At 29.5% G+C, this 22,067-nt stretch carries 24 protein-coding genes and 2 tRNA genes; 9 read left to right on the top strand and 17 right to left on the bottom strand.

The window, feature by feature from the left end:
* Window positions 1–53 precede the first annotated feature (53 nt).
* The 3 genes from AQ1685_RS04975 to rpsT all read left to right on the top strand — a co-directional run bounded on the left by AQ1685_RS04975 (window position 54) and on the right by rpsT (window position 596).
* Window positions 54–125, top strand: a tRNA-Glu gene (locus tag AQ1685_RS04975).
* Window positions 126–239: 114 nt separating this feature from the next.
* Window positions 240–311 (top strand) — tRNA-Glu (locus AQ1685_RS04980).
* 33 nt (window positions 312–344) lie between these two features.
* The gene (rpsT, locus tag AQ1685_RS04985) at window positions 345–596 is read left to right on the top strand and encodes a 30S ribosomal protein S20 (protein ID WP_095070011.1); all 252 of its coding nucleotides are present in this window, start codon (window positions 345–347) and stop codon (window positions 594–596) included.
* Between the two features lie 309 nt (window positions 597–905).
* Here rpsT and rodA read toward each other — a convergent pair whose 3' ends face one another.
* The 14 genes from rodA to AQ1685_RS05055 form a co-directional block, all read right to left on the bottom strand.
* Window positions 906–2,183, bottom strand: a complete 1,278-nt coding sequence (gene rodA / locus AQ1685_RS04990; protein WP_095070015.1) for a rod shape-determining protein RodA — start codon at window positions 2,181–2,183, stop codon at window positions 906–908.
* A complete protein-coding gene (gene mrdA, locus AQ1685_RS04995) occupies window positions 2,164–4,053 on the bottom strand; it encodes a penicillin-binding protein 2 (RefSeq protein ID WP_095070017.1) in 1,890 nt (629 codons plus the stop codon). The genes rodA and mrdA overlap by 20 nt, the downstream gene beginning before the upstream one ends.
* A gap of 2 nt (window positions 4,054–4,055) precedes the next feature.
* Window positions 4,056–4,565 (bottom strand): rod shape-determining protein MreD, encoded by a 510-nt coding sequence (gene mreD, locus AQ1685_RS05000; protein ID WP_095070018.1) that lies wholly within the window; start codon window positions 4,563–4,565, stop codon window positions 4,056–4,058.
* Window positions 4,558–5,370, bottom strand: coding sequence for a rod shape-determining protein MreC (gene mreC, locus AQ1685_RS05005; RefSeq protein ID WP_095070020.1), 813 nt, complete (start codon window positions 5,368–5,370; stop codon window positions 4,558–4,560). Before mreC ends, mreD begins: the two co-directional genes overlap by 8 nt.
* A gap of 5 nt (window positions 5,371–5,375) precedes the next feature.
* Window positions 5,376–6,404 (bottom strand): rod shape-determining protein, encoded by a 1,029-nt coding sequence (locus tag AQ1685_RS05010; protein ID WP_095070021.1) that lies wholly within the window; start codon window positions 6,402–6,404, stop codon window positions 5,376–5,378.
* A gap of 80 nt (window positions 6,405–6,484) precedes the next feature.
* Entirely contained in the window at window positions 6,485–8,008 is a 1,524-nt protein-coding gene (gene purH, locus AQ1685_RS05015; RefSeq protein ID WP_095070022.1) for a bifunctional phosphoribosylaminoimidazolecarboxamide formyltransferase/IMP cyclohydrolase, read from the bottom strand.
* Window positions 8,009–8,351: 343 nt separating this feature from the next.
* Window positions 8,352–8,816, bottom strand: coding sequence for a GAF domain-containing protein (locus tag AQ1685_RS05020; RefSeq protein ID WP_095070024.1), 465 nt, complete (start codon window positions 8,814–8,816; stop codon window positions 8,352–8,354).
* 2 nt (window positions 8,817–8,818) lie between these two features.
* Entirely contained in the window at window positions 8,819–9,652 is an 834-nt protein-coding gene (locus tag AQ1685_RS05025; protein ID WP_095070025.1) for a pseudouridine synthase, read from the bottom strand.
* Window positions 9,653–9,875: 223 nt separating this feature from the next.
* Window positions 9,876–10,796 carry a geranylgeranylglycerol-phosphate geranylgeranyltransferase gene (locus AQ1685_RS05030; protein ID WP_095070027.1) on the bottom strand — a complete coding sequence of 307 codons (921 nt, stop codon included), beginning with the start codon at window positions 10,794–10,796 and terminating at the stop codon, window positions 9,876–9,878.
* A gap of 6 nt (window positions 10,797–10,802) precedes the next feature.
* On the bottom strand, window positions 10,803–11,729 hold the full coding sequence (locus AQ1685_RS05035) for a mevalonate kinase family protein (protein ID WP_095070028.1): 927 nt from the start codon (window positions 11,727–11,729) through the stop codon (window positions 10,803–10,805).
* Between the two features lie 38 nt (window positions 11,730–11,767).
* On the bottom strand, window positions 11,768–12,253 hold the full coding sequence (locus tag AQ1685_RS05040) for a toxin-antitoxin system YwqK family antitoxin (RefSeq protein WP_095070029.1): 486 nt from the start codon (window positions 12,251–12,253) through the stop codon (window positions 11,768–11,770).
* A 5-nt stretch (window positions 12,254–12,258) separates the two neighbouring features.
* Window positions 12,259–13,338 carry a diphosphomevalonate decarboxylase gene (gene mvaD / locus AQ1685_RS05045; RefSeq protein ID WP_095075005.1) on the bottom strand — a complete coding sequence of 360 codons (1,080 nt, stop codon included), beginning with the start codon at window positions 13,336–13,338 and terminating at the stop codon, window positions 12,259–12,261.
* Window positions 13,339–13,377: 39 nt separating this feature from the next.
* Complete coding sequence (locus AQ1685_RS05050; RefSeq protein WP_095070031.1) at window positions 13,378–14,085, bottom strand: LytR/AlgR family response regulator transcription factor; 708 nt, start codon at window positions 14,083–14,085, stop codon at window positions 13,378–13,380.
* Entirely contained in the window at window positions 14,078–15,136 is a 1,059-nt protein-coding gene (locus AQ1685_RS05055) for a sensor histidine kinase (protein WP_157730107.1), read from the bottom strand. The genes AQ1685_RS05050 and AQ1685_RS05055 overlap by 8 nt, the downstream gene beginning before the upstream one ends.
* Window positions 15,137–15,337: 201 nt before the next feature.
* Between AQ1685_RS05055 and AQ1685_RS05060 the strand changes: the two genes are divergently transcribed.
* The 6 genes from AQ1685_RS05060 (at window position 15,338) to AQ1685_RS05085 (ending at window position 19,364) form a co-directional block, all read left to right on the top strand.
* Window positions 15,338–15,718, top strand: coding sequence for a MotA/TolQ/ExbB proton channel family protein (locus AQ1685_RS05060; protein WP_095070034.1), 381 nt, complete (start codon window positions 15,338–15,340; stop codon window positions 15,716–15,718).
* 34 nt (window positions 15,719–15,752) lie between these two features.
* Window positions 15,753–17,084, top strand: coding sequence for a serine hydrolase domain-containing protein (locus tag AQ1685_RS05065; protein ID WP_095070035.1), 1,332 nt, complete (start codon window positions 15,753–15,755; stop codon window positions 17,082–17,084).
* Window positions 17,081–17,992 (top strand): DUF6624 domain-containing protein, encoded by a 912-nt coding sequence (locus tag AQ1685_RS05070; RefSeq protein ID WP_095070036.1) that lies wholly within the window; start codon window positions 17,081–17,083, stop codon window positions 17,990–17,992. Before AQ1685_RS05065 ends, AQ1685_RS05070 begins: the two co-directional genes overlap by 4 nt.
* A gap of 62 nt (window positions 17,993–18,054) precedes the next feature.
* Window positions 18,055–18,288, top strand: coding sequence for a hypothetical protein (locus tag AQ1685_RS05075; RefSeq protein ID WP_095070038.1), 234 nt, complete (start codon window positions 18,055–18,057; stop codon window positions 18,286–18,288).
* 145 nt (window positions 18,289–18,433) lie between these two features.
* Window positions 18,434–19,054, top strand: a complete 621-nt coding sequence (locus tag AQ1685_RS05080) for a hypothetical protein (protein WP_095070039.1) — start codon at window positions 18,434–18,436, stop codon at window positions 19,052–19,054.
* Window positions 19,055–19,073: 19 nt separating this feature from the next.
* Window positions 19,074–19,364, top strand: coding sequence for a hypothetical protein (locus AQ1685_RS05085; RefSeq protein WP_095070040.1), 291 nt, complete (start codon window positions 19,074–19,076; stop codon window positions 19,362–19,364).
* A gap of 71 nt (window positions 19,365–19,435) precedes the next feature.
* On the opposite strand, the gene AQ1685_RS05090 is transcribed toward AQ1685_RS05085, so the two are convergent.
* The 3 genes from AQ1685_RS05090 to AQ1685_RS05100 are packed head-to-tail and all read right to left on the bottom strand — an operon-like array spanning window position 19,436 to window position 22,066.
* A complete protein-coding gene (locus AQ1685_RS05090; protein WP_095070042.1) occupies window positions 19,436–20,644 on the bottom strand; it encodes a BaiN/RdsA family NAD(P)/FAD-dependent oxidoreductase in 1,209 nt (402 codons plus the stop codon).
* Window positions 20,641–21,570: a GYDIA family GHMP kinase gene (locus AQ1685_RS05095; RefSeq protein ID WP_095070043.1), complete on the bottom strand. Its 930-nt coding sequence runs from the start codon at window positions 21,568–21,570 to the stop codon at window positions 20,641–20,643. The genes AQ1685_RS05090 and AQ1685_RS05095 overlap by 4 nt, the downstream gene beginning before the upstream one ends.
* Window positions 21,571–21,610: 40 nt before the next feature.
* Entirely contained in the window at window positions 21,611–22,066 is a 456-nt protein-coding gene (locus AQ1685_RS05100) for a hypothetical protein (RefSeq protein ID WP_095070044.1), read from the bottom strand.
* Between the last annotated feature and the right edge of the window lies 1 nt (window position 22,067).

Here is a 22,067-nt window from a genome sequence, read left to right on the forward strand (position 1 = left end):
GTGTGTTTCAAAAAGAGTTATATATTTGCACCCGCAAACTAAAAGATTGTTTTGCTCCGTTCGTCTAGGGGTTAGGACGCCAGGTTTTCATCCTGGTAACACGGGTTCGAATCCCGTACGGAGTACAAAGCTTCGAATTTATTTCGGAGCTTTTTTTATCTAGATTTAGAGATAAAAAAGTTGTAAGTATAGAAAATTAATTTTATATTTGCACCCGCAATCGAGAAACGATTGTTATTGCTCCGTTCGTCTAGGGGTTAGGACGCCAGGTTTTCATCCTGGTAACACGGGTTCGAATCCCGTACGGAGTACAACGTTTTTATAACAATATAAGATTTTAAAAAATGGCAAATCATAAGTCAGCATTAAAAAGAATTAGAAGTAACGAAGCGAAGCGCTTAAGAAATAAATATCAGCACAAAACTACTCGTAATGCTGTTAGAAAATTAAGAGCTCTTACAGATAAGAAGGAAGCAGAAGGAATGTTATCATCTGTTGCTTCAATGCTAGATAAATTAGCTAAGAACAATGTTATTCATAAGAATAAAGCTGCTAATTTAAAATCTAAGCTTGCTAAGCACGTTGCTGCTTTATAGTACAAAATTAAAGTTAGTTAATATGAAACACTTCGATTATTCGAAGTGTTTTTTTGTTTTTATGCTTAAAATCTATTCAGTACTTTATTTAGTCCTCCTAGTTTATGTAACACATAAGATAAGCTAAAACGTGTAAAAGTATCTTGTTGATGTTATAGTCAATGAAATTCTAATTCTATTGAATGATAGCAATTTAAAATAGCTTATAAAGTTTATTACAATTTATATTACTAAAACACTTCTGTAATCTATTAAAAGCTCATTTTATATTGATCTAATAATATGCTTTTGATTACAAGCGATAGTATTTTAATAATCGTATTTTTTGTGTGCATCTAAGCGAACAAAAATAAAGATAAGTAGTGTAAATCCCCATAAGGAAGAACCTCCGTAACTGAAAAAGGGTAGAGGTATACCAATTGTCGGTAAAATACCTATTACCATTCCTATATTGACTACAACATGGAAAAATAAAATTGAAGCTATTCCATATCCATAAATCCTAGCAAACTTATTGGTTTGACGTTCTGCTAAAAATATAATTCTATACAATAACCCCATAAATAAAAGTATCACGATAGAACTACCTAAAAAGCCCCATTCTTCTCCAACAGTACTAAATATGTAATCTGTGTCTTGTTCAGGTACAAAATTACCTTGAGTACGATCTCCTTGTAGAAAACCTTTTCCGAAAAAATTCCCAGATTTAATAGTTAATTCTGCTTGGTGTGTATTATATCCAAGTCCTTTTTTGTCTTCTATTTTTCCGAGTAAAATATCAAATCTGTTTTTTTGATGCTGTTCTAATACATTAGTGTATGTGTAACCAGCAGCAGAAATAAATAATGCAGAAATAATATAAGTAACTAATATTACTGGCCAGTTAAATCTAAAAAACTGATTATTTCTATAAATAATGTATGCAAATACAATGGTTAGAACAATAAGTGTTCCGATAAGAACATTAATAGTTCCATAATTAACTGTAAGTAAAAAAAGAATGACAGTAATAACCCCTAAAATAAAGTACTTCAATGTTAATCCTTCTCTATTTAATACAAAAAAGAAAGAAAAGTAAATTAAAACGGATCCCATGTCTGGTTGTAAAGCAATGAAAAAAGCAGGCAGAAAAATAATAACAAAAGCTTTAATCTGGTTTTTAAGTAAGTCTAAATTGTATTGTCTATCACTCATTAATTTAGCTAAAGCAAGAGCCGTAAAAGCCTTTGAAAATTCTGAAGGTTGTAATCCAATTCCACCAAAATTATACCAAGAAGTAGCACCATTAATTTTTTTTCCAAAGACTAAAACACCAGCTAAAAGGACCAGAGAAAATAAATAAATTAAACTCGAGAATTGTTCATAAAATTTAGAGTTTAAGAATAAAATGAAGACAATCAAAGGAAAGCTTAAAGCTATAAAAACTAATTGTTTTCCATATCTAGTACTAAAATCGAAAAGTTCTTTATCTGTTCCAGTAGAAGAAGCGGCATAAATATTAACCCATCCAAATGCTACTAACAAAAGAAACATAATAATAGTAAACCAATCGATGTTTTTAAATATGTTATTTTCTAACTGTCTCAATACTGTCTTTTTTTACAATTAATTTGTCGTATTCTTCTTGTAAACTTAAATTAATCATTCTTTCCTCTAAGTCTTTTCTTAACACTTCACCATTCAGGTATTTTTCAATCATTAAGCTGGTAATTGGAGCTGCAATAGTAGAACCGAAACCTCCATTTTCAACAAAAATAGCCATAGCTATTTTGGGGTTTTCCTTTGGAGCAAAAGCAATTAGTATCGAGTGATCTTTTAATTGAACCTTTTCTCCATTAATTCTTGTAAAGTTTTCTACAGTTCCTGTTTTACCGCAAATATCTATGCCTTTTACTCGGCTATATTTTCCAGTTCCTGTTTTGAATACTTCGTGCATAGCATCTATAACCACAGGAAAATGTTCCTCGTTTATCAGTGTTTGCTTTTTAGATGTAAATTTTGGGTTTTTTATGTTTTTTCCATCAATTTGCTTAACGATATGCGGAGTGTAATAAAAACCTCTATTAGCAATTGCAGCTGTTGCATTAGCTAATTGAATTGGAGTGGTTTGAATTTCTCCTTGTCCAATAGCATTCGAAATATTTGTAGTGGCTCCCCATCTAAAATCATAACGATCATCGTAATATTTAGCGTTTGGAATTAGTCCAGGTAAACCAACATTTAAATCATAACCTAAGAAATTTCCTAGTCCAAAACTTTTGATTTTATTACTCCAATTATCAAATCCGACTTTTGTGTTTTTAGGTTTGTCTATAATTTTGCGATATACATCTGAGAAATAACTATTACAAGAATTAGCGATCGCTTTTTTTAATCGGATAGGTCTTCCATAAATACCACAGTGGCATTTCATAAATTCATTTTTTCTTTTACCATAACGATATCCTCCATAACAATAAACATATGATTTATCGTTAATAACACCTTCTTGTAATCCTACTAAACCATTTAAAATTTTGAAAGGAGATCCAGGTGGATAAACTCCTTGTAAACCTCTATCGTAAGTTGGGTTATTTATGCTATCATTAAAAAGTATAGTTGAATGCTTGTAACGTTTTCTTCCTACTAAAACATTTGGGTCATAAGATGGTGCTGTTACTAAAGCCAGTATTTCTCCAGAGGATGGTTCAAGAACGACTATACCACCTCTTTTACCAGTCATTAATTTTTCTCCATACTTTTGTAAATCTAAATCTAGTGTTAATAGTAAATCTCTTCCAGGAACTGCTAAAGTATCATATATTCCACCTTTATAATTCCCGGTAATTCTCATTAAATTATCTCTATTGAAATGTTTTTTACCTTTGCTACCTCTTAACGCTTTTTCATAATAATACTCTACGCCAGATTTACCTATAAGTTCTCCGTTTTCATAATCAGGATTGTTTTTAGCTTGTAATTCATTTACTTCAGATAAGTAGCCTAAAACATTAGCAGCAATAGGTTCTGGATAATTTCTAATAGTTCTTTTTTGAATGTAGAAACCTTTAAATTTATGAAGTTTTTCCTGTAAGAAAGCGTAATCTCTTTTTGCGAGATGTTTTATAAAAACAGCAGGAAGCCAAGGAGCAAATTTTTTCGGATTTTTTATTTTTTTAACTTTCTTAATATAATCTTCTTTAGAAATTTTAACGAGTTCGCAAAATTCTAGTGTATCTATAGCTTTTAATTCCTTGGGAATAGCCATCACATCATAAGAAACTTCATTTGCAACCATTAATTTGTTGTTTCGATCATATATATAACCGCGTTCTGGGTAATCGTATTCGATTTTTATAGTTGCACTACTAGTTGGACTTAATTCTTGACCTTCAAGAACCTGTAGTTGGAATAACCTACCTATGTAGATGAACCCTACAAGAGTAATTAAAAAAATTAATAAAAAACTTCGCTTCACAATTATTGTTGTTTTCTAGTTAAAATAAAGCTCCCTAGAAAATATAAAATTAACGAAAATACTGCCGATAAAATTGTGTTAATTAACACCGATAATAAGTTATTAAAACTAAAGTTAACCAATAAAAAAACGACAAAATGATGTATGAGTGTTAAAGACGCTACGAAATTGAATATTTTACCAAATGATTCTTGATTCATTTCGAAAAACTCGTAGTCTACTTCTGTCTTTTGGAAGAATGTTCTAAAGAAACCAGTTCTTAGATAAGCAATTAAAGTAGTTGCCATTGCATGAATACCTCCAGAATCTGTAAACATATCCACTAATAATCCAAGTAAAAAAGCTAAAGATATTATTGGGAAACGATTCGTTTTATAAGGGTAAACAAAAATAAAAGCAATGTAAATATATGGGTTTACATAACCTAAAAATCTAATATTGTTTAAAACTAATACTTGTATTAGAATTAAACTCACAAAAATTATAGCAAGATAGAAAGGTTTCCTACTCATTATTTACGTTTTCTAAAGCTTTGATTTCTTTTTGATGAAAGTTTTTAATGATGTAAATATTTTCAAGATTACTCATGTCATTAAAAAGCTTGATGTTTATTCCATTGGTTTTATCTGTAACAGTTCCTATTAAAATTCCTTTAGGGAAAATAGTTGAATTCCCTCCAGTCATTATAGTGTCACCAATATTTATTTTTGCTTCTCTAGGAATATCAAGTAACTGGACAGTGTTATAATCTTCACCATCCCAACTCAAAGAACCAAAATAAGGACTACTTTTTAGTCTTGCATTTACTTTACTATTTCTATTTAATATAGAACGTACTCTAGAGTAATTATTTGAAGAAGCATCTGTAATACCAATAATACCTTTGTCATTTATTACAGCCATTTCTTTATTTACCCCATGTTTTAATCCACGATTTATAGTTAGATAGTTGTAAGGTTTATGAAATTCATTTTTATTGATTTTACCATCAATATATTTAAATTGCTGATTAAAGTTATTCGTATCTACCGCAGTTTTAGTGTAAATGCTGTCAAGAAAATATTCAAGCTTCGATAACTTATTTTTTAATGTTAAGTTTTCTTGAATTAAAATCTGGTTTTCGTCTTTTAAGTTTAAGTAGTTTTTAAGATTACTCTTTTTCTCATAAACACCTCCAGTAATAGTATTAGCAGAACTAATAAATTTACTTTTATGGTAGCTATGATTATTGATTGTTAAAGTGAAACCAACAATTTGTAACAGCAAAAAAAACAGAAAGTATTTGTATTTCTGAATAAAATAAATAAGCTGTTGCATAACTTTTAGCTAACTAATACGCTCTTGTATTTATTTAAATTCTTTAAAGCAATACCTGTTCCTCTTACTACAGCTCTTAAAGGATCTTCGGCTACATAAACAGGTAAATCGGTTTTTCTTGATAATCTTTTATCTAGTCCTCTTAACATAGATCCACCACCTGCTAAATAAATACCAGTATTATAGATATCAGCTGCTAATTCAGGTGGAGTTTTCGAAAGAGTTTCCATTACAGCATCTTCTATTCTTAAAATAGATTTATCAAGTGCTTTTGCTATTTCTCTGTAAGAAACTTGCACTTGTTTTGGTTTTCCACTTAATAAATCACGACCTTGAACCATCATATCTTCTGGTGTTTCGTCTAAGTCTTCAGTGGCTGCACCTATTTGAATTTTCATTTTCTCAGCAGTAGTTTCACCTACATATAAGTTATGCTGGGTTCTCATGTAGTACATGATATCACTAGTGAATAAATCACCAGCAACTTTTACAGATTGGTCACATACAATACCAGCTAAAGCTATAACTGCGATTTCTGTAGTACCACCTCCTATATCAATGATCATGTTACCTTTTGGTTCCATAATATCTACTCCAACACCAATTGCAGCAGCCATTGGTTCATAGATTAGATAAATTTCTTTGGCATTCATATGACGAGCAGAATCAATTACGGCTCTCTTTTCTACCTCAGTAATTCCAGAAGGAATACAAATAACCATTCGTAGAGAAGGTGGGAATATTTTTTTTCTAATAGCAGGAATTTGTTTTACAAATTCCTTAATCATTTCTTCAGAAGCTTGAAAGTCGGCAATTACACCATCCTTTAAAGGACGAATTGTTTTAATATTTTCATGGGTTTTACCTTGCATTTGTTGGGCTTCTTTACCCGTAGCGATAATTTTTCCATTAACTCTATTTCTCGCAACAATCGAAGGACTATCGATAACTACCTTGCCATCATGTATGATAAGTGTATTCGCAGTGCCTAAATCGATTGCGATATCCTCCGTCATAAAGTCAAAAAATCCCATAAAAAATATTTAAAAGTGTAACCCGTTTATGTATTCTTACAAATCTAATAAAAAAAACGTTAGAAATAACACCTTAAACATTAATGTTTAAAGTGTCTTGTTCCTGTAAACACCATCGACAATCCATTGTCGTTACAGTAGTTTACACTTAATTCGTCTTTAATAGAACCTCCAGGTTGTATAACTGATTTAATTCCAGCGTTATCTGCAATTTCTACACAGTCCGGGAACGGGAAAAAAGCATCACTTGCCATCACAGCATTTTCTAAATCAAAACCAAAACTTTTTGCTTTGTCAATTGCTTGTCTTAATGCGTCAACACGACTTGTTTGTCCAGTTCCACTAGCACATAATTGCTTGTTTTTAGCTAAAACAATAGTGTTTGATTTTGTATGCTTACATATTTTAGAAGCAAATAATAAATCTTCTATTTGTTCAGATGTAGGTTTAGAAGTAGTAGGGTATGATAAATCTTCTACGCTATCTGTTTTTGCATCTTTATCTTGAACTAGTAATCCATTCAAAGAAGTTCTTACAATTTGATTTGGTAATACCACTTCTTTTTGAACTAAAATAATTCTATTTTTCTTCCCTTTTAATATTTCTAAGGCATCATCATCGAAACTTGGAGCTATGACAACTTCACAGAATAATTTATGAATTTCTTCAGCAGTTTCTTTGTCAATCGTAACATTAGAAATTAAAATTCCTCCAAAAGCAGAAACTGGGTCACCAGCTAAAGCATCTACATAAGCTTGGTATACAGTTTCTCTTTGAGCAAAACCACAAGCATTGTTATGTTTTAAAATAGCGAATGTAGGAGCTTCTCCTTTAAATTCGTTGATTAAGTTTACAGCGGCATCTACATCAAGAAGATTGTTATAGCTCAATTCTTTACCATGTAATTTGTCAAACATAGCATCTAAATCTCCAAAGAAATATCCTTTTTGATGTGGGTTTTCACCATATCGTAAAGTTTTAGCTGTAGTTTCACTAGCTTTAAATACAACTTCATCTTCATTAAAATAATTAAAGATAGCTGTATCGTAATGTGAAGAAATATTGAAGGCTTTAGCAGCATACTTTTTTCTATCAGCAATTGAAGTTTCTCCGTTGTTTTCCGAAATTAAGTTTAAAAACTCATCGTATTGTTCCATTGAAGAAACAATTACGGTGTCTTTAAAGTTTTTTGCAGCAGCTCTAATAAGAGAAATACCTCCGATATCAATTTTTTCGATAATATCTTGTTCGCTAGCACCTGAAGCTACCGTTTTTTCAAAAGGATATAAATCAACAATTACTAAGTCGATTTGTGGAATATTGAATTCAGAAAGTTGAGCTACATCACTTTCGTTTTCTTGTCTGTTTAAAATTCCTCCAAAAATTTTAGGGTGTAATGTTTTTACTCTCCCACCTAAAATTGAAGGGTAATCTGTAACACTTTCTACAGGAACAACATTGATACCTAATTCAGAAATAAATTTTTCAGTACCACCAGTAGAGTATATCGTTACTCCTAAATCATTAAGTTTTTTTGCTATTGGTGCTAATCCATCTTTATGAAAAACAGATATAAGTGCAGATTTAATTGTTTTATTGCTCATGTTTGTTGTGTTGTTAATGAGCGCGCAAATTTACTAAAACTTGAATTTTACTGCAATTGTTTGAAGAGGGTTTTTAAAAAGAAAACCGGAAAAACTTGTTAATAACTTAAAAGTTTTTCCGGTTTAAAGTTTTTTTATTGACTTTTTATTCTGCGTTTTCAAGGAAATCTCTTACCCAAAGAGCTATCTTTTCCAGTAAAGTCAATTTTCCAGCGTCGGTAGGTTTACCTAAGCCTTCATAATTAGGGATATTTCTACTCATCATTAGGGGATTTAAAGATTAGTAATAAAATTGTTGATAACTTTTTACAAATCTATACAAAAAAACTTTATAACCAAGTAATTAGCTAGTTTTTTGCAAAAAAAACGAAACTTTTTCGCAAATAAATTCTAAAAGTTCTTCATCTTTTTTAGAAAATGGATTAATTGTGTGAGAATCAATATCTATTTGACCAATATTCTCTCCATCAACAAAAATTGGAATTACGATTTCAGATTTTACTTTCCATCCGCAAGAAATATAATTGTCCTGTTCTGAAACATCTTGAACTACTAGGTTTTTGTTACTCACAGCAACTTGTCCGCAAATACCTTTTCCAAAAGGAATAATTGTGTGTTCAGTAGGTTCACCAGCAAATTGCGCAAGTTTTAATTCTTCTTTATCACCATTCTTAAAATAAAAACCTACCCAATCGTAATATGAAATTTCTTCTTTTAAGTAATCACATATGTTTTGTAGCTTCTCTTCTAAAGTTAATTCTTTATTTAAAATGGCTTCAGATTGTGCTTTTAAATTTTCAATATTCATTTTTATAACATCTTTAGGTTGTTAACTTCTTGTTGTGTTAAAGTTCTATATCTACCACGAGGTAGATTCTTTTTTGTTAATCCAGCAAAGATAACTCGATCTAATTTTACAACATGATAACCAAAGTGATCAAATATTTTTCTTACGATTCTGTTTCTACCTGAGTGAATCTCTATACCAACTTCTGTTTTCTTTTCTCCTTCAACGTAAGAAACGGCATCAATAAATACTTTACGACCTTCAATTACCACATCACCTCTTAGTTTTTCAAGATCTGATAGTGTTAACTTTTTATCTAACGAAGCATGATATAGTTTTCGTACATTATGTTTTGGATGTGTTAATTTTTTAGCTAATTCACCATCGTTAGTAAACAATAATAATCCTGTTGTATTTCTATCTAATCTACCTACTGGATATATACGTTCCTTAGTCGCATTACCTATTAATTCCATTACAGTTTTTCTACCACGGTCATCTTCCATAGTCGTAATGTAATTTTTAGGTTTATTCAGTAAAACATATCTTTTTTCTTCAATGGAAATTAAAGTTCCATCAAAACGAACAGCATCATGAGGTTGAACTTTGTATCCCATTTCTGTAATTAATTTTCCATTTACAGTTACACTTCCGTGCTCAATAAATGTATCAGCTTCTCTTCTAGAACAAATTCCCGAGTTAGAGATAAATTTATTTAAACGAATTCCTGTACTTTCTTCTTTTTTAGGTGTATTTGAAGATTTCTTTACTGGTTTTCTAAAATTAGATTGTTTTTTAGAGCGAGGATTGCTGTTCTTTCCAGCTTGTCGTCCTCTCGACGAGTTATTTTTATTCATTTTTAAATGATTTTTAAGCGGCCGCAAATATAATTCAAATATTTGATCTTCAGTGGAAAATATTATAAAATTAACTTTTGCTTTATTGTTTGATATTTGATGTAATTTCGATAGGGTTAAAGGGTATTAGTTCTAGCGAAATTCTAATATAATTTTAAAAACTAATATTGAGCTCATATCGATTAACTACTTGAACTTAATCATTGCTAATGCTTTTTATATTTTAATTTAGTTGATTTATAACTTTATCTAGTAATAAAGATTTGTCTATTAAAAGTAAACTAAAAACACCAATTAATAATAGAATTTTTAGAATGTTATGAATTAATTGATATTGTTTTTTAGTATAAGATTTCCAAGTATAAAAACCAATTGCAGTTAATGTAATTCCAGCTAAATAAAAATAATACTTCATATACTGTATAGCAGGATAGTCAAATAAAATAATAATAGGAACTAAAGTTAGTCCTAATAATAAAAAGATGAATTGCTTGGTTTTTTTTTCTCCATAGACTACAGGAAAAGTGTTGTAATTATTTACTATTGCTCCTTTAATATTTTCTAAGTCTTTTATAAGTTCTCTAACAACAATAACGAAGAATAAGAAAAAGGCATGGACGAAAATTACTTTAGAGAAATTTTTGTAGTGTACAAAGATTACAAAAAATGGTAATATAGTCAATATAGTTGCGCTGAATAAGCCTAATAAAGGATATCTTTTAAGTTTGTGCGAATACAGCCATATTCCAAAGATATAACAAGCAAAAAATACACCAGCTCTCCATGATACCAACCACCCAAAAGTGAAACCAGTAAAATTTAAAAGGAAATATAAAGAAAGTTTAGTTTCTTGTTTAATCTTATCATCAAGTGTACTTTTTATGGGTTTGTTTATTCTATCAGCTTTTACATCATAAAAATTATTGATGATATATCCTCCAGCAATTACACAGACGGTAGCAAGTACTAGGTATAATAAATGCCAATCTAATAAAACGTGCTTTAATGATTTGTTTTCAGAAAAAATGAAAATAGCTGCAAGATATTGAGCGGCTACTAATACTAATATGTTATACCCTCTTACAACAGATAACAGGCTTAATAGTTTTACCAATAAAGTTCTGTCGTAAAACTTAGAATTCATGAGTTTTTAAAATCGATACACTAACTCAAGTTTGTAATCTTTTAAGCTAGCTTTTGCTTTTTCGTAGTCTTCTGTAAAACCTAAAATGTAGCCACCACCACCAGAACCACATAATTTTAAGTAGTAATCGTTAGTTTGTATTCCTTTCTCCCAAACTTTATGGAAAGCATTAGGAATCATTGGTTTAAAATTTGTTAAAACAACTTTGGAAAGTTGCTTTACGTTAGAAAATAAAGATTTTACATTTCCTTTTAAGAAATCTTCAATACAAGCATCTGTATAAGTAACAAACTCATTACTTAACATTTTTCTAAAACCTTCATTTTTCATTTTATTCATGAAAAGGCTCACCATTGGCTCAGTTTCACCAACTTGTTCAGAGTCTAATAAGAAAACAGCGCCTTTACCTTCTTTTTGAGAAGGAATTCCAGTGGCTTCAATATTTTCTTTAGAATTGATAAGAATAGGTAAACTTAAATAAGAGTTTAAAGGATCTAACCCTGAACTTTTACCATGGAAAAAAGATTCCATTAATGAGAAAACTTCTTTAAGTTTTATTAACTTATCTCTGGTTAAGTTTTCTAGGACAGTTATTTTGTCGTTAGCATATTTGTCGTAAACAGATGCTACTAAAGCTCCAGAACTTCCAATTCCGTAACCCATTGGGATAGAAGAATCGAAATACATTCCAGAATCGATATCATTTTTAAATTCAGCTAAATTGAAAGAAACTATTTCAGTATCTAATTCAACTAAATATTTATAAAAATCTTTTAAACTCTCATTTGATTTAAGAGCTTGACCAGATAAATTTTTAGAAACTTTTAAAGCTCCTTTGTAAGAGTTAAAAGGAATTGCTAATCCTTTCGAGTCTTTGATGATACCGTATTCTCCAAAAAGTAAAATTTTGGCGTAAAATAAAGGTCCTTTCATTTTTCTGAATTCTTTCTAATCACAAAGATACTCAATATTTAATAAACATTTTTGTAAAAGGTTTTCCAAATCCCAACTTTTTCACCGTCTTTGTATTTTCCTCTAGTTTTTATTTTTCCGTTTTTGTAAAAAGTTTTCCAAACCCCATTTTCTTTTCCATTTTTAAAACGTCCTAAAGATTGGAGTTCACCAGTTTTAAAATAAGTTCTCTTTGGTCCGTTTATAATGCCGTTCTTATAACTTACTTTTTTAGAAAGTGCGCCATGAATATCATAGTAATTAACGATTCCTTCGAATAATTCATTATTAATTTTTGAATTACTACTGTAACCTTCTAAATATCGATTTCCGTTTTTATAAAACTTTACAATCCAATATCCATTTTTAACCTTCTTTGGCATTGGAACATAAAAAACAGCTTCAGTTTGTTTTACTTCTTTCCAGTTATTATCGTACCATGTAGTTTTTTGAGCTAAAATATTAACCGAGGAAAAAACAAATAATAAGATAAATACAGTTCTCATAAAAATTAAATTAAGGCTGCTCCGTTTCCTGAGAAATCATGAATATATTGACCTTTTTGACAATATTGAGAAAGCTTTTGATCTATAAAACTATGGATTTTTTCTTTCTCGTTATTAGGATATAATAAATGAACATTTGCGCCAGCATCTAAAGTGAAACAAACATTGCTGTTTGTTTTAGTTCTGTATTCCCAAATTTCATTAATAATTTTTAAAGTATTAGGTTTCATTAAAATGAAGTAAGGATCACTAGTAAGCATCATTGCGTGTAAAGTCAAGGCTTCACTTTCTACCAGTTTAATGAACTCTTTAATATTACCAGTTTGTAAAATTTTTGAAATTTTACTCAAATTATCATTTGCTTGTTTGAAACGATTTTCTGCATAAGGATGATCGAACATTAAGTTGTGACCAACGGTACTTGAAACTTGTTTTTCTCCTTTGTCAACTAATAAAATAGTGTCTTGGTAGTTGTCAAAAATGGAGTGTACGTAATGAGGGAATTTTACACCATACAAATCAGAGCTTGTTTCAAAATCATCGTGTTTTCCCCAAATTACTAAAGGACCTTCAATACTTCTACTCGCACTACCAGAACCCAAACGAGCTAAGAAAGACGCTTTTTGGTTGAAAAATTCTTCTGAAATTGTGTTGTCTAATGATTTTTCTAAACTCATTAAACATGCAGCTATAGCACTCATTCCACTTGCAGAAGAAGCAATTCCACTACTATGAGGAAACGAGTTCTCTGAATGAATTTCCATTTTATATTCTAAAATATAGGGACAATAGGTAACTATTCTTTCAAAGAAGGTAGCTATTTTAGGTTTAAATTCATCTTTCTTTTTTCCTTCGAAAAATAATTCAAAATCTGCTTCTTTTACTTTTTTAGTTTTGGTAAAAGTAATTTTAGTCTTTGTATGGCAATTACTTAAGGTAAAACTTATTGAAGCATTTTTTGGTAGTTGAGGATTGGTTTTTCCCCAGTATTTAACTAAAGCTATATTACTTGGGGTTTTCCAAGTTACAGTAGTTTCTTTGATTGAAAAATCTAATTCTTTAGGAATAAAAGAAGTTGTGTTAATACTCAAACCTTTAATTTTTGTGTAAAGATAGCCTTTCACTTAAATACCTGTCAACTTTTGTAGTGTACTTTCTTTATAATTTCGACTTATAGGAATTGCTTTGTTATTTATTTCTATAAATTCATTGGTGTAAGCATCTATAAAATGAACAGCTACTATAAAAGATCTATGTACTCTAATAAACAGTTTTTCTGGTAATTTATTCTCTATGTTACTTATAGTTTCTCTTGTGACTATTGTTTTTTCTTGAAGATGAATTTTAAGGTAATCACTTAGGCTTTCAATATAAATAATATCCCTGTAATTAACTTTTACCATTTTCCTTTCAGACCTAACAAATAGAAAACTTTCATTACTGTTTTTATTTTCAACCTTTTGAATGGTTTGTCTTTTTTGAGGTATTTTTTTTATGGCTTGTAAAAAACGATCGAATGCAATTGGTTTTAGTAAATAATCGATTACGTTAAGGTTAAAACCATCAATAGCATAATCGCGATATGCTGTAGTGAAAATTATATGTGCATCTGAATTTACAATTTTAGCTAAGCTTAAGCCATTAATCTCAGGCATATTAATGTCTAGAAAATATATATCTGCTTCGTTTTCTTGAGCAAACTGAATGGTTTCTAATGCATTTGAAAAACTAGCAGCTAAAGACAAACTGGGTGTTTTTTGTATAAAAGATTCTATGATTTCTCTAGCAACAGGTTCGTCATCAACAACAACACAAGTAAATATATTATTCATTTCTAGCTGGTATTTTTAGTTGTACTTCGTAAATATTATCTGACGATTTAGTTTCAAGAGTAAAATTATTTTGAAATAACATCGTGAGTCTTTTTTTAATATTAGTTAATCCAATTCCTTTTTTTGATTTCATAAAATTCTTATGAGAATTTGAAATTGAAAAGTTGATTGAGTTTTCTGAAGTTTTAATATTCATATCAATAGTTAGAATTCCGTTAATCTGCATACCATGTTTAAAAGCATTTTCTACAAATGGGAGGAAAATCATAGGAGAAATTAAAAGAGAATCTTTGTGTATTTCTTTAGAGAATTTGACATTTAAACTATCTTGAAACCTCATTTTCTCTAAAGAGATGTAATCTTCAATATGTTGTATTTCATTAACAAGAAGTACTTCAGGTTTTTCAACTTGGTATAAGATATAATCTAAAAGACTCGAAAGTTTTAAAATCATATCTGGAGCTTCGTCTGCTTTTTTAAGAGCAAAACCATACAGTGTGTTTAGTGTATTAAACAAGAAATGAGGGTGAATTTGCATTTTCAAATACTTTAATTCTTGTTCTTTTAATTGTAGTTGTGTTTGTAAAAATTTATTTTTTAAATCTTCATCTCTTAAGGTTGACTTATAATTTTGAATAACAAGACCAATAAAAATTATTATTAATATGATAAAATATACACCAAAAATGATGTACGGAATTGTTTTGGTTAACGGAGGAGTCTTTCCAGAGCTTAAATGGCTAGAAGAAATCATTCCGTAAAAAATTGAAAAAGCAATAAAGAAGAAGGAAATAATAAATGTATAAATTGAGTATAAGATAAAAAAGAAGTGTTTTTTTACTAACAAGTATTTTGGTATCAGAAAATATAAAAAGAAATATCCTATGCTAATAGTTATTGGCATTAGATAGTAGGTGAATTTATTGATATACTTAATGTTTGTACTTCCGTAACCTAGATAATAAGTGTAAAAAAAATAAACTCCTACCCAAAAAAGTAAATGTATAGTTCCTTTAATAAATATCCCTAAAAACACTTTTAAGTTTTCCATCATTGCAATATCAACTTTTTTAAGTGAAAAAATAATATCTAGCGATGAAATTCAAAAAAAGTAAGGGTTTTAACAGATTTGTTAAAAGTCATTAATATTCTGTAGTCTTTATTACTAGATTTGTTATTCGTCGAAAAGAGTAAAAACTAGTTCGTATTCCAAATACATTTGTGAGTGTATTAACTTTAAAACAAAATACTTATGAACTTTTTAATTTTAGGAGAATTATTTAAAAGAATGAACGAAGGAGGACCTTTTTTTATGTATCCTATTTTTTTGATGCTGCTAATTTGTATAGGTTTAATCGTTTTTTCTTTTTTAAAACAAGACTTGGAGGGTAAATTAAAAGAGCTGATAAGCCATGTTAGTTTATTTGCTTTAGTATGGGGGTTTTTAGGAATGATGATTGGTTTGATTACTGCTTTTGATGCAATTTCTTCAATTGAATATGATGTTGCTACTCAAGTTTTAGCTGGAGGTTTAAAAATAGGATTGCTATCTCCAACTTTCGGTATTTTTACTTTTCTAGTTGCACGTTTTGGTATTATAGTACTACATTTAAGAAAGAGCAAAAACGCTTAGTCTAACCTATTTAATTTTTTTAAAATTCAATAAAATGAAAAAAAGTATCTTTTTTTTAGTGGGATTTCTATGCGTTTTTTTTACCTGGAGTCAGAGTGAGAATCTAGCAGAAATCGATAAATTATTTACTGATTTGGCTTTAGAAAATAAAGCCATAGGAACGATATCTATTTTTAAAAATGGAAATGAAGTATTCAATAAATCTACGGGTTTCATTTCTGTTGAAGATAAATTAGAAGCTAATGCTTATTCGAATTATAGAATTGCTTCAATTACTAAAACTTACACCGCAACTATCATATTGCAATTAATAAGCGAGAAGAAATTAACTCTTAATACAAAATTGAGTGCTTTCTTTCCTAAAGTGCCAAATTCTGAAAATATCAGAATACAAGATATGTTGTATCATAGAAGTGGACTGTTTAATGTTACAGAAATTAAAGATTTTTCAACTTGGATTGCAGATTATAGAACTCGTGAAGAAATGTTAGAAAAGATTCAAGGAACTACATCTGTTTTTAATCCAGATTCAAAAGCGTCATATTCAAACACGAATTTTATACTGTTGTCTTATGTTGCTGAGGAGATTGAAAAGAAACCATACGCTAAGATTTTTGAGGAAAGAATAGCTGATGCTTTAGATTTAGATCATACTTATTTAGGAAAAGATATTGCAGTAAAAGACAATGGAGCTAAATCGTATTATTTTGAAAATGATAAATGGAATCCAGTTGAATTAATTACAAATATTAATGGACCAATTGGGGCTGGAGGAATTGTTTCAACGGCTACGGAAGTGAATATTTTCTTTGATCGTTTATTTTCTGGAAAATTATTGTTTGACAATTTTTTAAAACAAATGACAACACCAAAAGAAGGTTTAGGGATGGGGCTTTCTATTTTTCAATATCGTGGGATGAATTTGTACGGACATAATGGTTCTATTGATGGATTTCGATCGATAGCAGGATACATTCCGAGTAAAAAAGTTGGTTTTACCATAACTTGTAACGGAGTTAATAAAATAAGTTTATCAAACCTTATTTTTAAAGTTTTAGATCTATATTTTAAAAACGACCCATCTATGCAAAGTAATTCTTTAGTGAAGTTAAAAGCTGAAGATTTAGAACCTTTTTTAGGAGTTTATGGAGGTGAAACTTTTCCTTTCAAAATTACATTCACCAAAGAGAAAAATACTTTGATGGCTCAAGCTACAGGACAGCCAATCTTCAACTTAATAGCGTTAAAGAAAAATGTATTTAAATACGATGCTATGGGAATTCTTTTCAATTTTAATAAGAAAGATAATACAGTACTAGTGAAGTTTCAGGGAAAAGAGCATGTATTGAAAAAAGAAAAAGTATGAGAAGTCTATGTATAGTTGTGTTTACCTTCTTTTTTGGAAGTTTGTTTTCTCAACAAGAAGGAGACAAATATAGAAGAGAAGGAGAGTTGGAAAAATCAATTCAAGCTTATAAAACTGCGTTTGATAAAGATGCAACTAATTCAAAAAATACCTACAATTTAGCATGTGCTTATGCCTTGTCTCATCAAATAGACAATGCGTATCATTATTTACTTAAAGCTTTAAAAGGTGATAGTTCATTGTGGGTTTTGGCAGATAATGATTTGTTATCGTTGCATGATGATATCCGATGGAAAACTATTGAAGCAAATCAATTCGATAAATATCAAAAAGAAAAAGGAAAGTTGAAAAAGCCAGAATACGCAAGAAAACTTCTTAGGCTAATTGTTAGAGATCAGATGTTTGATTATCATATGGATATGGCGAAACAGTTTTTTGTAAAAAATGGGAAAGCGCCTCATTGGTATTATCCGTTAGCATTTGTAAAAAAGCAAACGGCAAAAGAAAATTTTATTAAACTAGAAAAGTTGATTAAAAATTATGGTTGGCCTACATATGAAGATGTTGGAAAACTAGCTGCAGATGGTCCTTTGTTAGTGATCAATCATCATGAAAAAGAAGCAATTAGAATAAAGTATTTGCCAAGAATAAAAGAAGCTTGTGTAAAGCAACAAGGGAGCTGCGTAGAATTTGCAAAAATTCAAGATAGAATATTGGTAAATACAGGTAAAAATCAGTTGTACGGAATGCAGTTTGCTTACGATTTAAATCATAAGTTAGCGCCTTTACCAATTTTAGAACCTGAATATGTTGATAAAAGAAGAGCAGAAATAGGTTTACCACCACTTAAAGATTATCTCAAAAGAAAAATTAACTATGATTTTAATGTAAAACAAAAAAGGAAATAGTTGAATAATTGTATTGAAACATTAAATACCCTTTTCAAATTAGAATTGGGTATTTTTGCATTATGAGTAGAAAAATAAAATTGATTTGGGATTTTAAAGGTCCAGATGCTTTAGAAACAGCAAAACATCATTGCATACATTTAAAAGAATTTGCTCAAATTGAAAGTTTAGATGTTTACGAAATTGATCATAAAGAAATCAATGAAATGTATACGTTAGCTTTTGTAACGGTAGATGAATCAATAATGAAAATATTTCGAGATGCACTAAAGCCACATCGAGGAGAGTTAGGCTAAACTAAATTTAATTGTAAAGTTCAAAAAGTTTATTGTTGTATTGAATTTAGTATAATTTAAACTATATCTTAATCGTTTACAAGGCATCTGAATTTATAAGAGTTTATCTTAATATTGTACATTTAAAGTAGTATAGACTGTAATCATGGGGCAGAGAATAATTTTAGTAGTATTTCTTTTTTTGACTTTAATTTTAAGTGGTCAACATCAATATGTAACTAATAAAGGACACGAATCTTTAGAGAAAGCAATTTATGTTAGTCATGAAATTATAGAAGGAAGAACTGCTTTTTTTGAAAGGCAAGCAGAGGAAAAACCATTAATGTTTCAAAAAACTAAAGTTTTAATTGGAGAACTAAATAGGTTATCTAATAATGTTAAAAGTTTTATTGATACAATTCAAAAAGAAGTAAATACAGAACGAGTTGTTTACGATTTATTACAGGAAAATCACTACAAGAAGCTATTATTTACGCCACAAGGCAAGCTGACCAAAAGAGCAAAAAAACTTAAAGTAAAACTAGATAGCTTATATAACTTTTCATTAAGGGTAAATGTGCATAAATTGTCTCAGTTAGAAAATTTCACAAAAGAACACTTTAAAACAGATAATGAATATTACGATTTTGAAGAACAAAAACTATCTTTTTTCGATCATTTATTTTACGATAAAACCAATTATGGTATTATGATGTCGATGTATTATCTTATCTTAGATGTACAAACATTTCAATTGCTGTATTATGGTACAGTGATGAGTTATTAACTAAAAAAAACAATAATTTATGTATTTAATTAATTTACATGCAGTACCTAAAAAAGGGACAGAATATTTTGAAAAAGTTGTAGGAGCTTACGTTAGTGTATACATAGACTATGTTGATGGTGAAGGAGCTATTCAATTGGCTAAATATTACACTGAAGAAGAAGGTTGGTTAGTACAAAATGTAGAAGACGATTTTTATGAAATCGAAAACCCAGACGAGTTAGAAAAAGATTATAAAGATCACTACGACGAAGCCAAAGAACATGGATATACAATGGTTTTTAATTGTTATGAGTCTGTGGAAGAGTAATTCTTTGGGAAAAATAGAATCTGAGTCTTAAAAATTTAAACTCACAATTAGTGGTTAGTGAAAACTTTTCACTAACCACTAATTGCATTAGCACATATAAAACCTCCTGTCCAAGCATTTTGGAAATTAAACCCACCAGTAACCGCATCGATATTTAGAATTTCACCAACAAAAAATAAATTTTGATGTAACTTACTTTCAAAACGTTTGAAGTTAATCTCTTTTAAATCAATTCCACCAGCTGTTACAAATTCATCTTTAAATGTAGATTTACCCTCCGCTAAAAACACAGCGTTTGTTAACTGTTCTGCTAATTGTGAAGTTTGTGTTTTTGTAATATTAGCCCAATTTTGCTGTAATTCAATATGAGATGCGTTTAAAAATCGTTCCCATAAACGTCTAGGAATTTCACTAAAAGGAGATTTTAATCCAATTTGTTTTTTTGCGTTTACTTTCTTTAAACGATTTAATTCTTCTGTAATTTGATTGGTTGATTTAGATAACCAATTTACAGCAACTTTATAACTGTATTTTTTCTCTGCTAAAATTCGTGCTCCAAATGCAGATAATTTTAAAACCGCAGGTCCACTTAATCCCCAGTGTGTAATTAAAAGTGGTCCGAAGTTTTCAAGTTTGCTGTCTAGAATTTTCACACTAGCATTGGGTACAGAAATTCCACCTAAATCTTTAATTCTTTCATCTTTAATATTGAAAGTGAATAGAGAAGGAACAGTGTTAATGACAGAATGCCCCAGTTCTTTTGAGAGTTCCCAAATCTTCTTACTACTACCAGCAGCTATAACTAATTTATCAGCAATAAAAGAATCATTTTTTGTGTTAATAACCCATTTATTTTCTTGTTGATAAAATGAAGTTACATTTTGACTTGTTAACACTTTGATATTTAGTTTTTCAACAGCTTTTTGAAAACAATCGATAACAGCCTGAGAAGTATTAGCTTCAGGAAAAACACGATTATCATTTTCAATTTTTAAAGGAACATCTCTGTTTTCAAACCATTCAAAAGTATCGCCAGTCATAAATTGATGAAAAGGACCTAAAAGTTCTTTACTTCCTCTTGGGTAAAATTTTATAAGTTCTTTTGGCTCAAAACAAGCATGAGTAACATTACAACGTCCTCCACCAGATATTTTTACTTTTTGTAATACTTCCTTACCTTTTTCAAGGATGGTAATATCTAAGTCAGGATTTAATTCTTTTGCATTAATTGCTGTGAAAAAACCAGCAGCACCACCGCCTATAATTACGATTTTATTCATAAAACCATTTCGTTGTAAGGAATGATAATTTCAAAACCTTTATTCTTAAAATATTCTGGAGTTTCGTTGTTTCCTGTAGCTAAAACAAAATCTCCACCCCAAGCACCTAAACTTTTTACAGTACCAAAATAATCTGAAAATAATCTATCTTTTACTTTGGGTAATTCGATAATAGAGGAAACTAAATTTTCGTGAGTATTTAGTAAATCTTCAAAATCAGATAAGTTTTTCGATGTAATTAAATCTTTAGAAATTTGAGAAATGAGTTGAATTTCGTTTTCTAGTTTATGTCTTTTTTCCTTGTATCTTTTTATACCTTCTCTACTGTTTTGTTTTTGATTTAAAAAAACAAAATACAAATCGTTTGAAAAAGTAGGAGAGAAGTTTACTTCTGTAATAGTTGGTTTTTTATCTTCTAACTGATAAAAAATAGGCGAATCGTGTTTTGCACAAGCAATATCATAACCACTGCCAGAAAAAGCATTCCAAAGTAAAGTGAAAGGATTTACATTTGCCCAAGATGCGATGTTATTGATTAATGTTGATGAGCTTCCTAGTCCCCAATTCTGCGGAAAAGTTAAATGAGTTTTCACAATATAACCTTGATTAGAATTTAGAAAATCTGGATTTAACTTTCTAGCTTCTTGTAAAATATTTTGTAAAGTTTCAGCTATTTGATCAGAACTTCCTTCTTGATCTGAGTTAAAAGTAGCTGAGGTTAAACGAAGTTTAGGTACATCAAATGAAGCTTCAAACCAACATTCGCCAGTATTAGTAAAACTTCCCCAAATTAATTCAGGTTGATCGATTGGTGTTACCGTTAAATCTTGTCCATATTTTGTAGGAACAGCTAAAGAAGTTGCTCCATCTAAAACAAGATATTCTCCTGTTAATAATAATTTTCCGTTACTATAATATTTATCCAAAATCAATATTAGGTCGTATGCAGCCTAAACCTTTTATAATTTAATTATTTCTCGACTGCACCCGAGTAAATTTTGTTTTTTGATATTTTATAAACTCTTTAAAACTTTTAGAGAAACAAAAATACAATATTGCTATACAATAAATAACAATATCAAAGTTTAAGCTATAGTTGTAAGTAATTCTACCTAATAAGTTATTTTTAATGGAATAAAACCATGAAATACTACCTAAAGCATAATATATTTTATAAGAGAAAAAACCAATTAAAAAATACATACCCCATTTACGTCCTTTGTATACTGAAATTAAAGAATACAGAACTACAGCTAAATAGAAAACCTCTAAAACTATTTCAGATTTGATATAGTTTAAATAATAGCCATGTAAAGTACTGTAATAGATATAAATACCAATAGTGTATAGTGAAGCTAGAATGATAAAACTAGATACTATAAAAAATTGTTTTCTTCCAGTATTTACCAAAAAACTATCCATT

The sequence above is a fragment of the Tenacibaculum jejuense genome (genome assembly GCF_900198195.1).
Classification (GTDB): domain Bacteria; phylum Bacteroidota; class Bacteroidia; order Flavobacteriales; family Flavobacteriaceae; genus Polaribacter; species Polaribacter jejuensis.

Coding starts and splice junctions, on each gene's coding strand:
- AQ1685_RS05035 (WP_095070028.1), bottom strand. CDS start 11,729: ATGAAAGGACCTTTATTTTACGCCAAAATTTTACTTTTTGGAGAATAC.
- AQ1685_RS05020 (WP_095070024.1), bottom strand. CDS start 8,816: ATGAATATTGAAAATTTAAAAGCACAATCTGAAGCCATTTTAAATAAA.
- mreD (WP_095070018.1), bottom strand. CDS start 4,565: ATGAGTAGGAAACCTTTCTATCTTGCTATAATTTTTGTGAGTTTAATT.
- AQ1685_RS05075 (WP_095070038.1), top strand. CDS start 18,055: ATGAGTAGAAAAATAAAATTGATTTGGGATTTTAAAGGTCCAGATGCT.
- rpsT (WP_095070011.1), top strand. CDS start 345: ATGGCAAATCATAAGTCAGCATTAAAAAGAATTAGAAGTAACGAAGCG.
- AQ1685_RS05010 (WP_095070021.1), bottom strand. CDS start 6,404: ATGGGATTTTTTGACTTTATGACGGAGGATATCGCAATCGATTTAGGC.
- purH (WP_095070022.1), bottom strand. CDS start 8,008: ATGAGCAATAAAACAATTAAATCTGCACTTATATCTGTTTTTCATAAA.
- AQ1685_RS05055 (WP_157730107.1), bottom strand. CDS start 15,136: ATGGAAAACTTAAAAGTGTTTTTAGGGATATTTATTAAAGGAACTATA.
- AQ1685_RS05065 (WP_095070035.1), top strand. CDS start 15,753: ATGAAAAAAAGTATCTTTTTTTTAGTGGGATTTCTATGCGTTTTTTTT.
- AQ1685_RS05070 (WP_095070036.1), top strand. CDS start 17,081: ATGAGAAGTCTATGTATAGTTGTGTTTACCTTCTTTTTTGGAAGTTTG.
- AQ1685_RS05100 (WP_095070044.1), bottom strand. CDS start 22,066: ATGGATAGTTTTTTGGTAAATACTGGAAGAAAACAATTTTTTATAGTA.
- AQ1685_RS05030 (WP_095070027.1), bottom strand. CDS start 10,796: ATGAATTCTAAGTTTTACGACAGAACTTTATTGGTAAAACTATTAAGC.
- AQ1685_RS05080 (WP_095070039.1), top strand. CDS start 18,434: ATGGGGCAGAGAATAATTTTAGTAGTATTTCTTTTTTTGACTTTAATT.
- AQ1685_RS05050 (WP_095070031.1), bottom strand. CDS start 14,085: ATGAATAATATATTTACTTGTGTTGTTGTTGATGACGAACCTGTTGCT.
- AQ1685_RS05060 (WP_095070034.1), top strand. CDS start 15,338: ATGAACTTTTTAATTTTAGGAGAATTATTTAAAAGAATGAACGAAGGA.
- mreC (WP_095070020.1), bottom strand. CDS start 5,370: ATGCAACAGCTTATTTATTTTATTCAGAAATACAAATACTTTCTGTTT.
- AQ1685_RS05085 (WP_095070040.1), top strand. CDS start 19,074: ATGTATTTAATTAATTTACATGCAGTACCTAAAAAAGGGACAGAATAT.
- AQ1685_RS05090 (WP_095070042.1), bottom strand. CDS start 20,644: ATGAATAAAATCGTAATTATAGGCGGTGGTGCTGCTGGTTTTTTCACA.
- AQ1685_RS05040 (WP_095070029.1), bottom strand. CDS start 12,253: ATGAGAACTGTATTTATCTTATTATTTGTTTTTTCCTCGGTTAATATT.
- AQ1685_RS05025 (WP_095070025.1), bottom strand. CDS start 9,652: ATGAATAAAAATAACTCGTCGAGAGGACGACAAGCTGGAAAGAACAGC.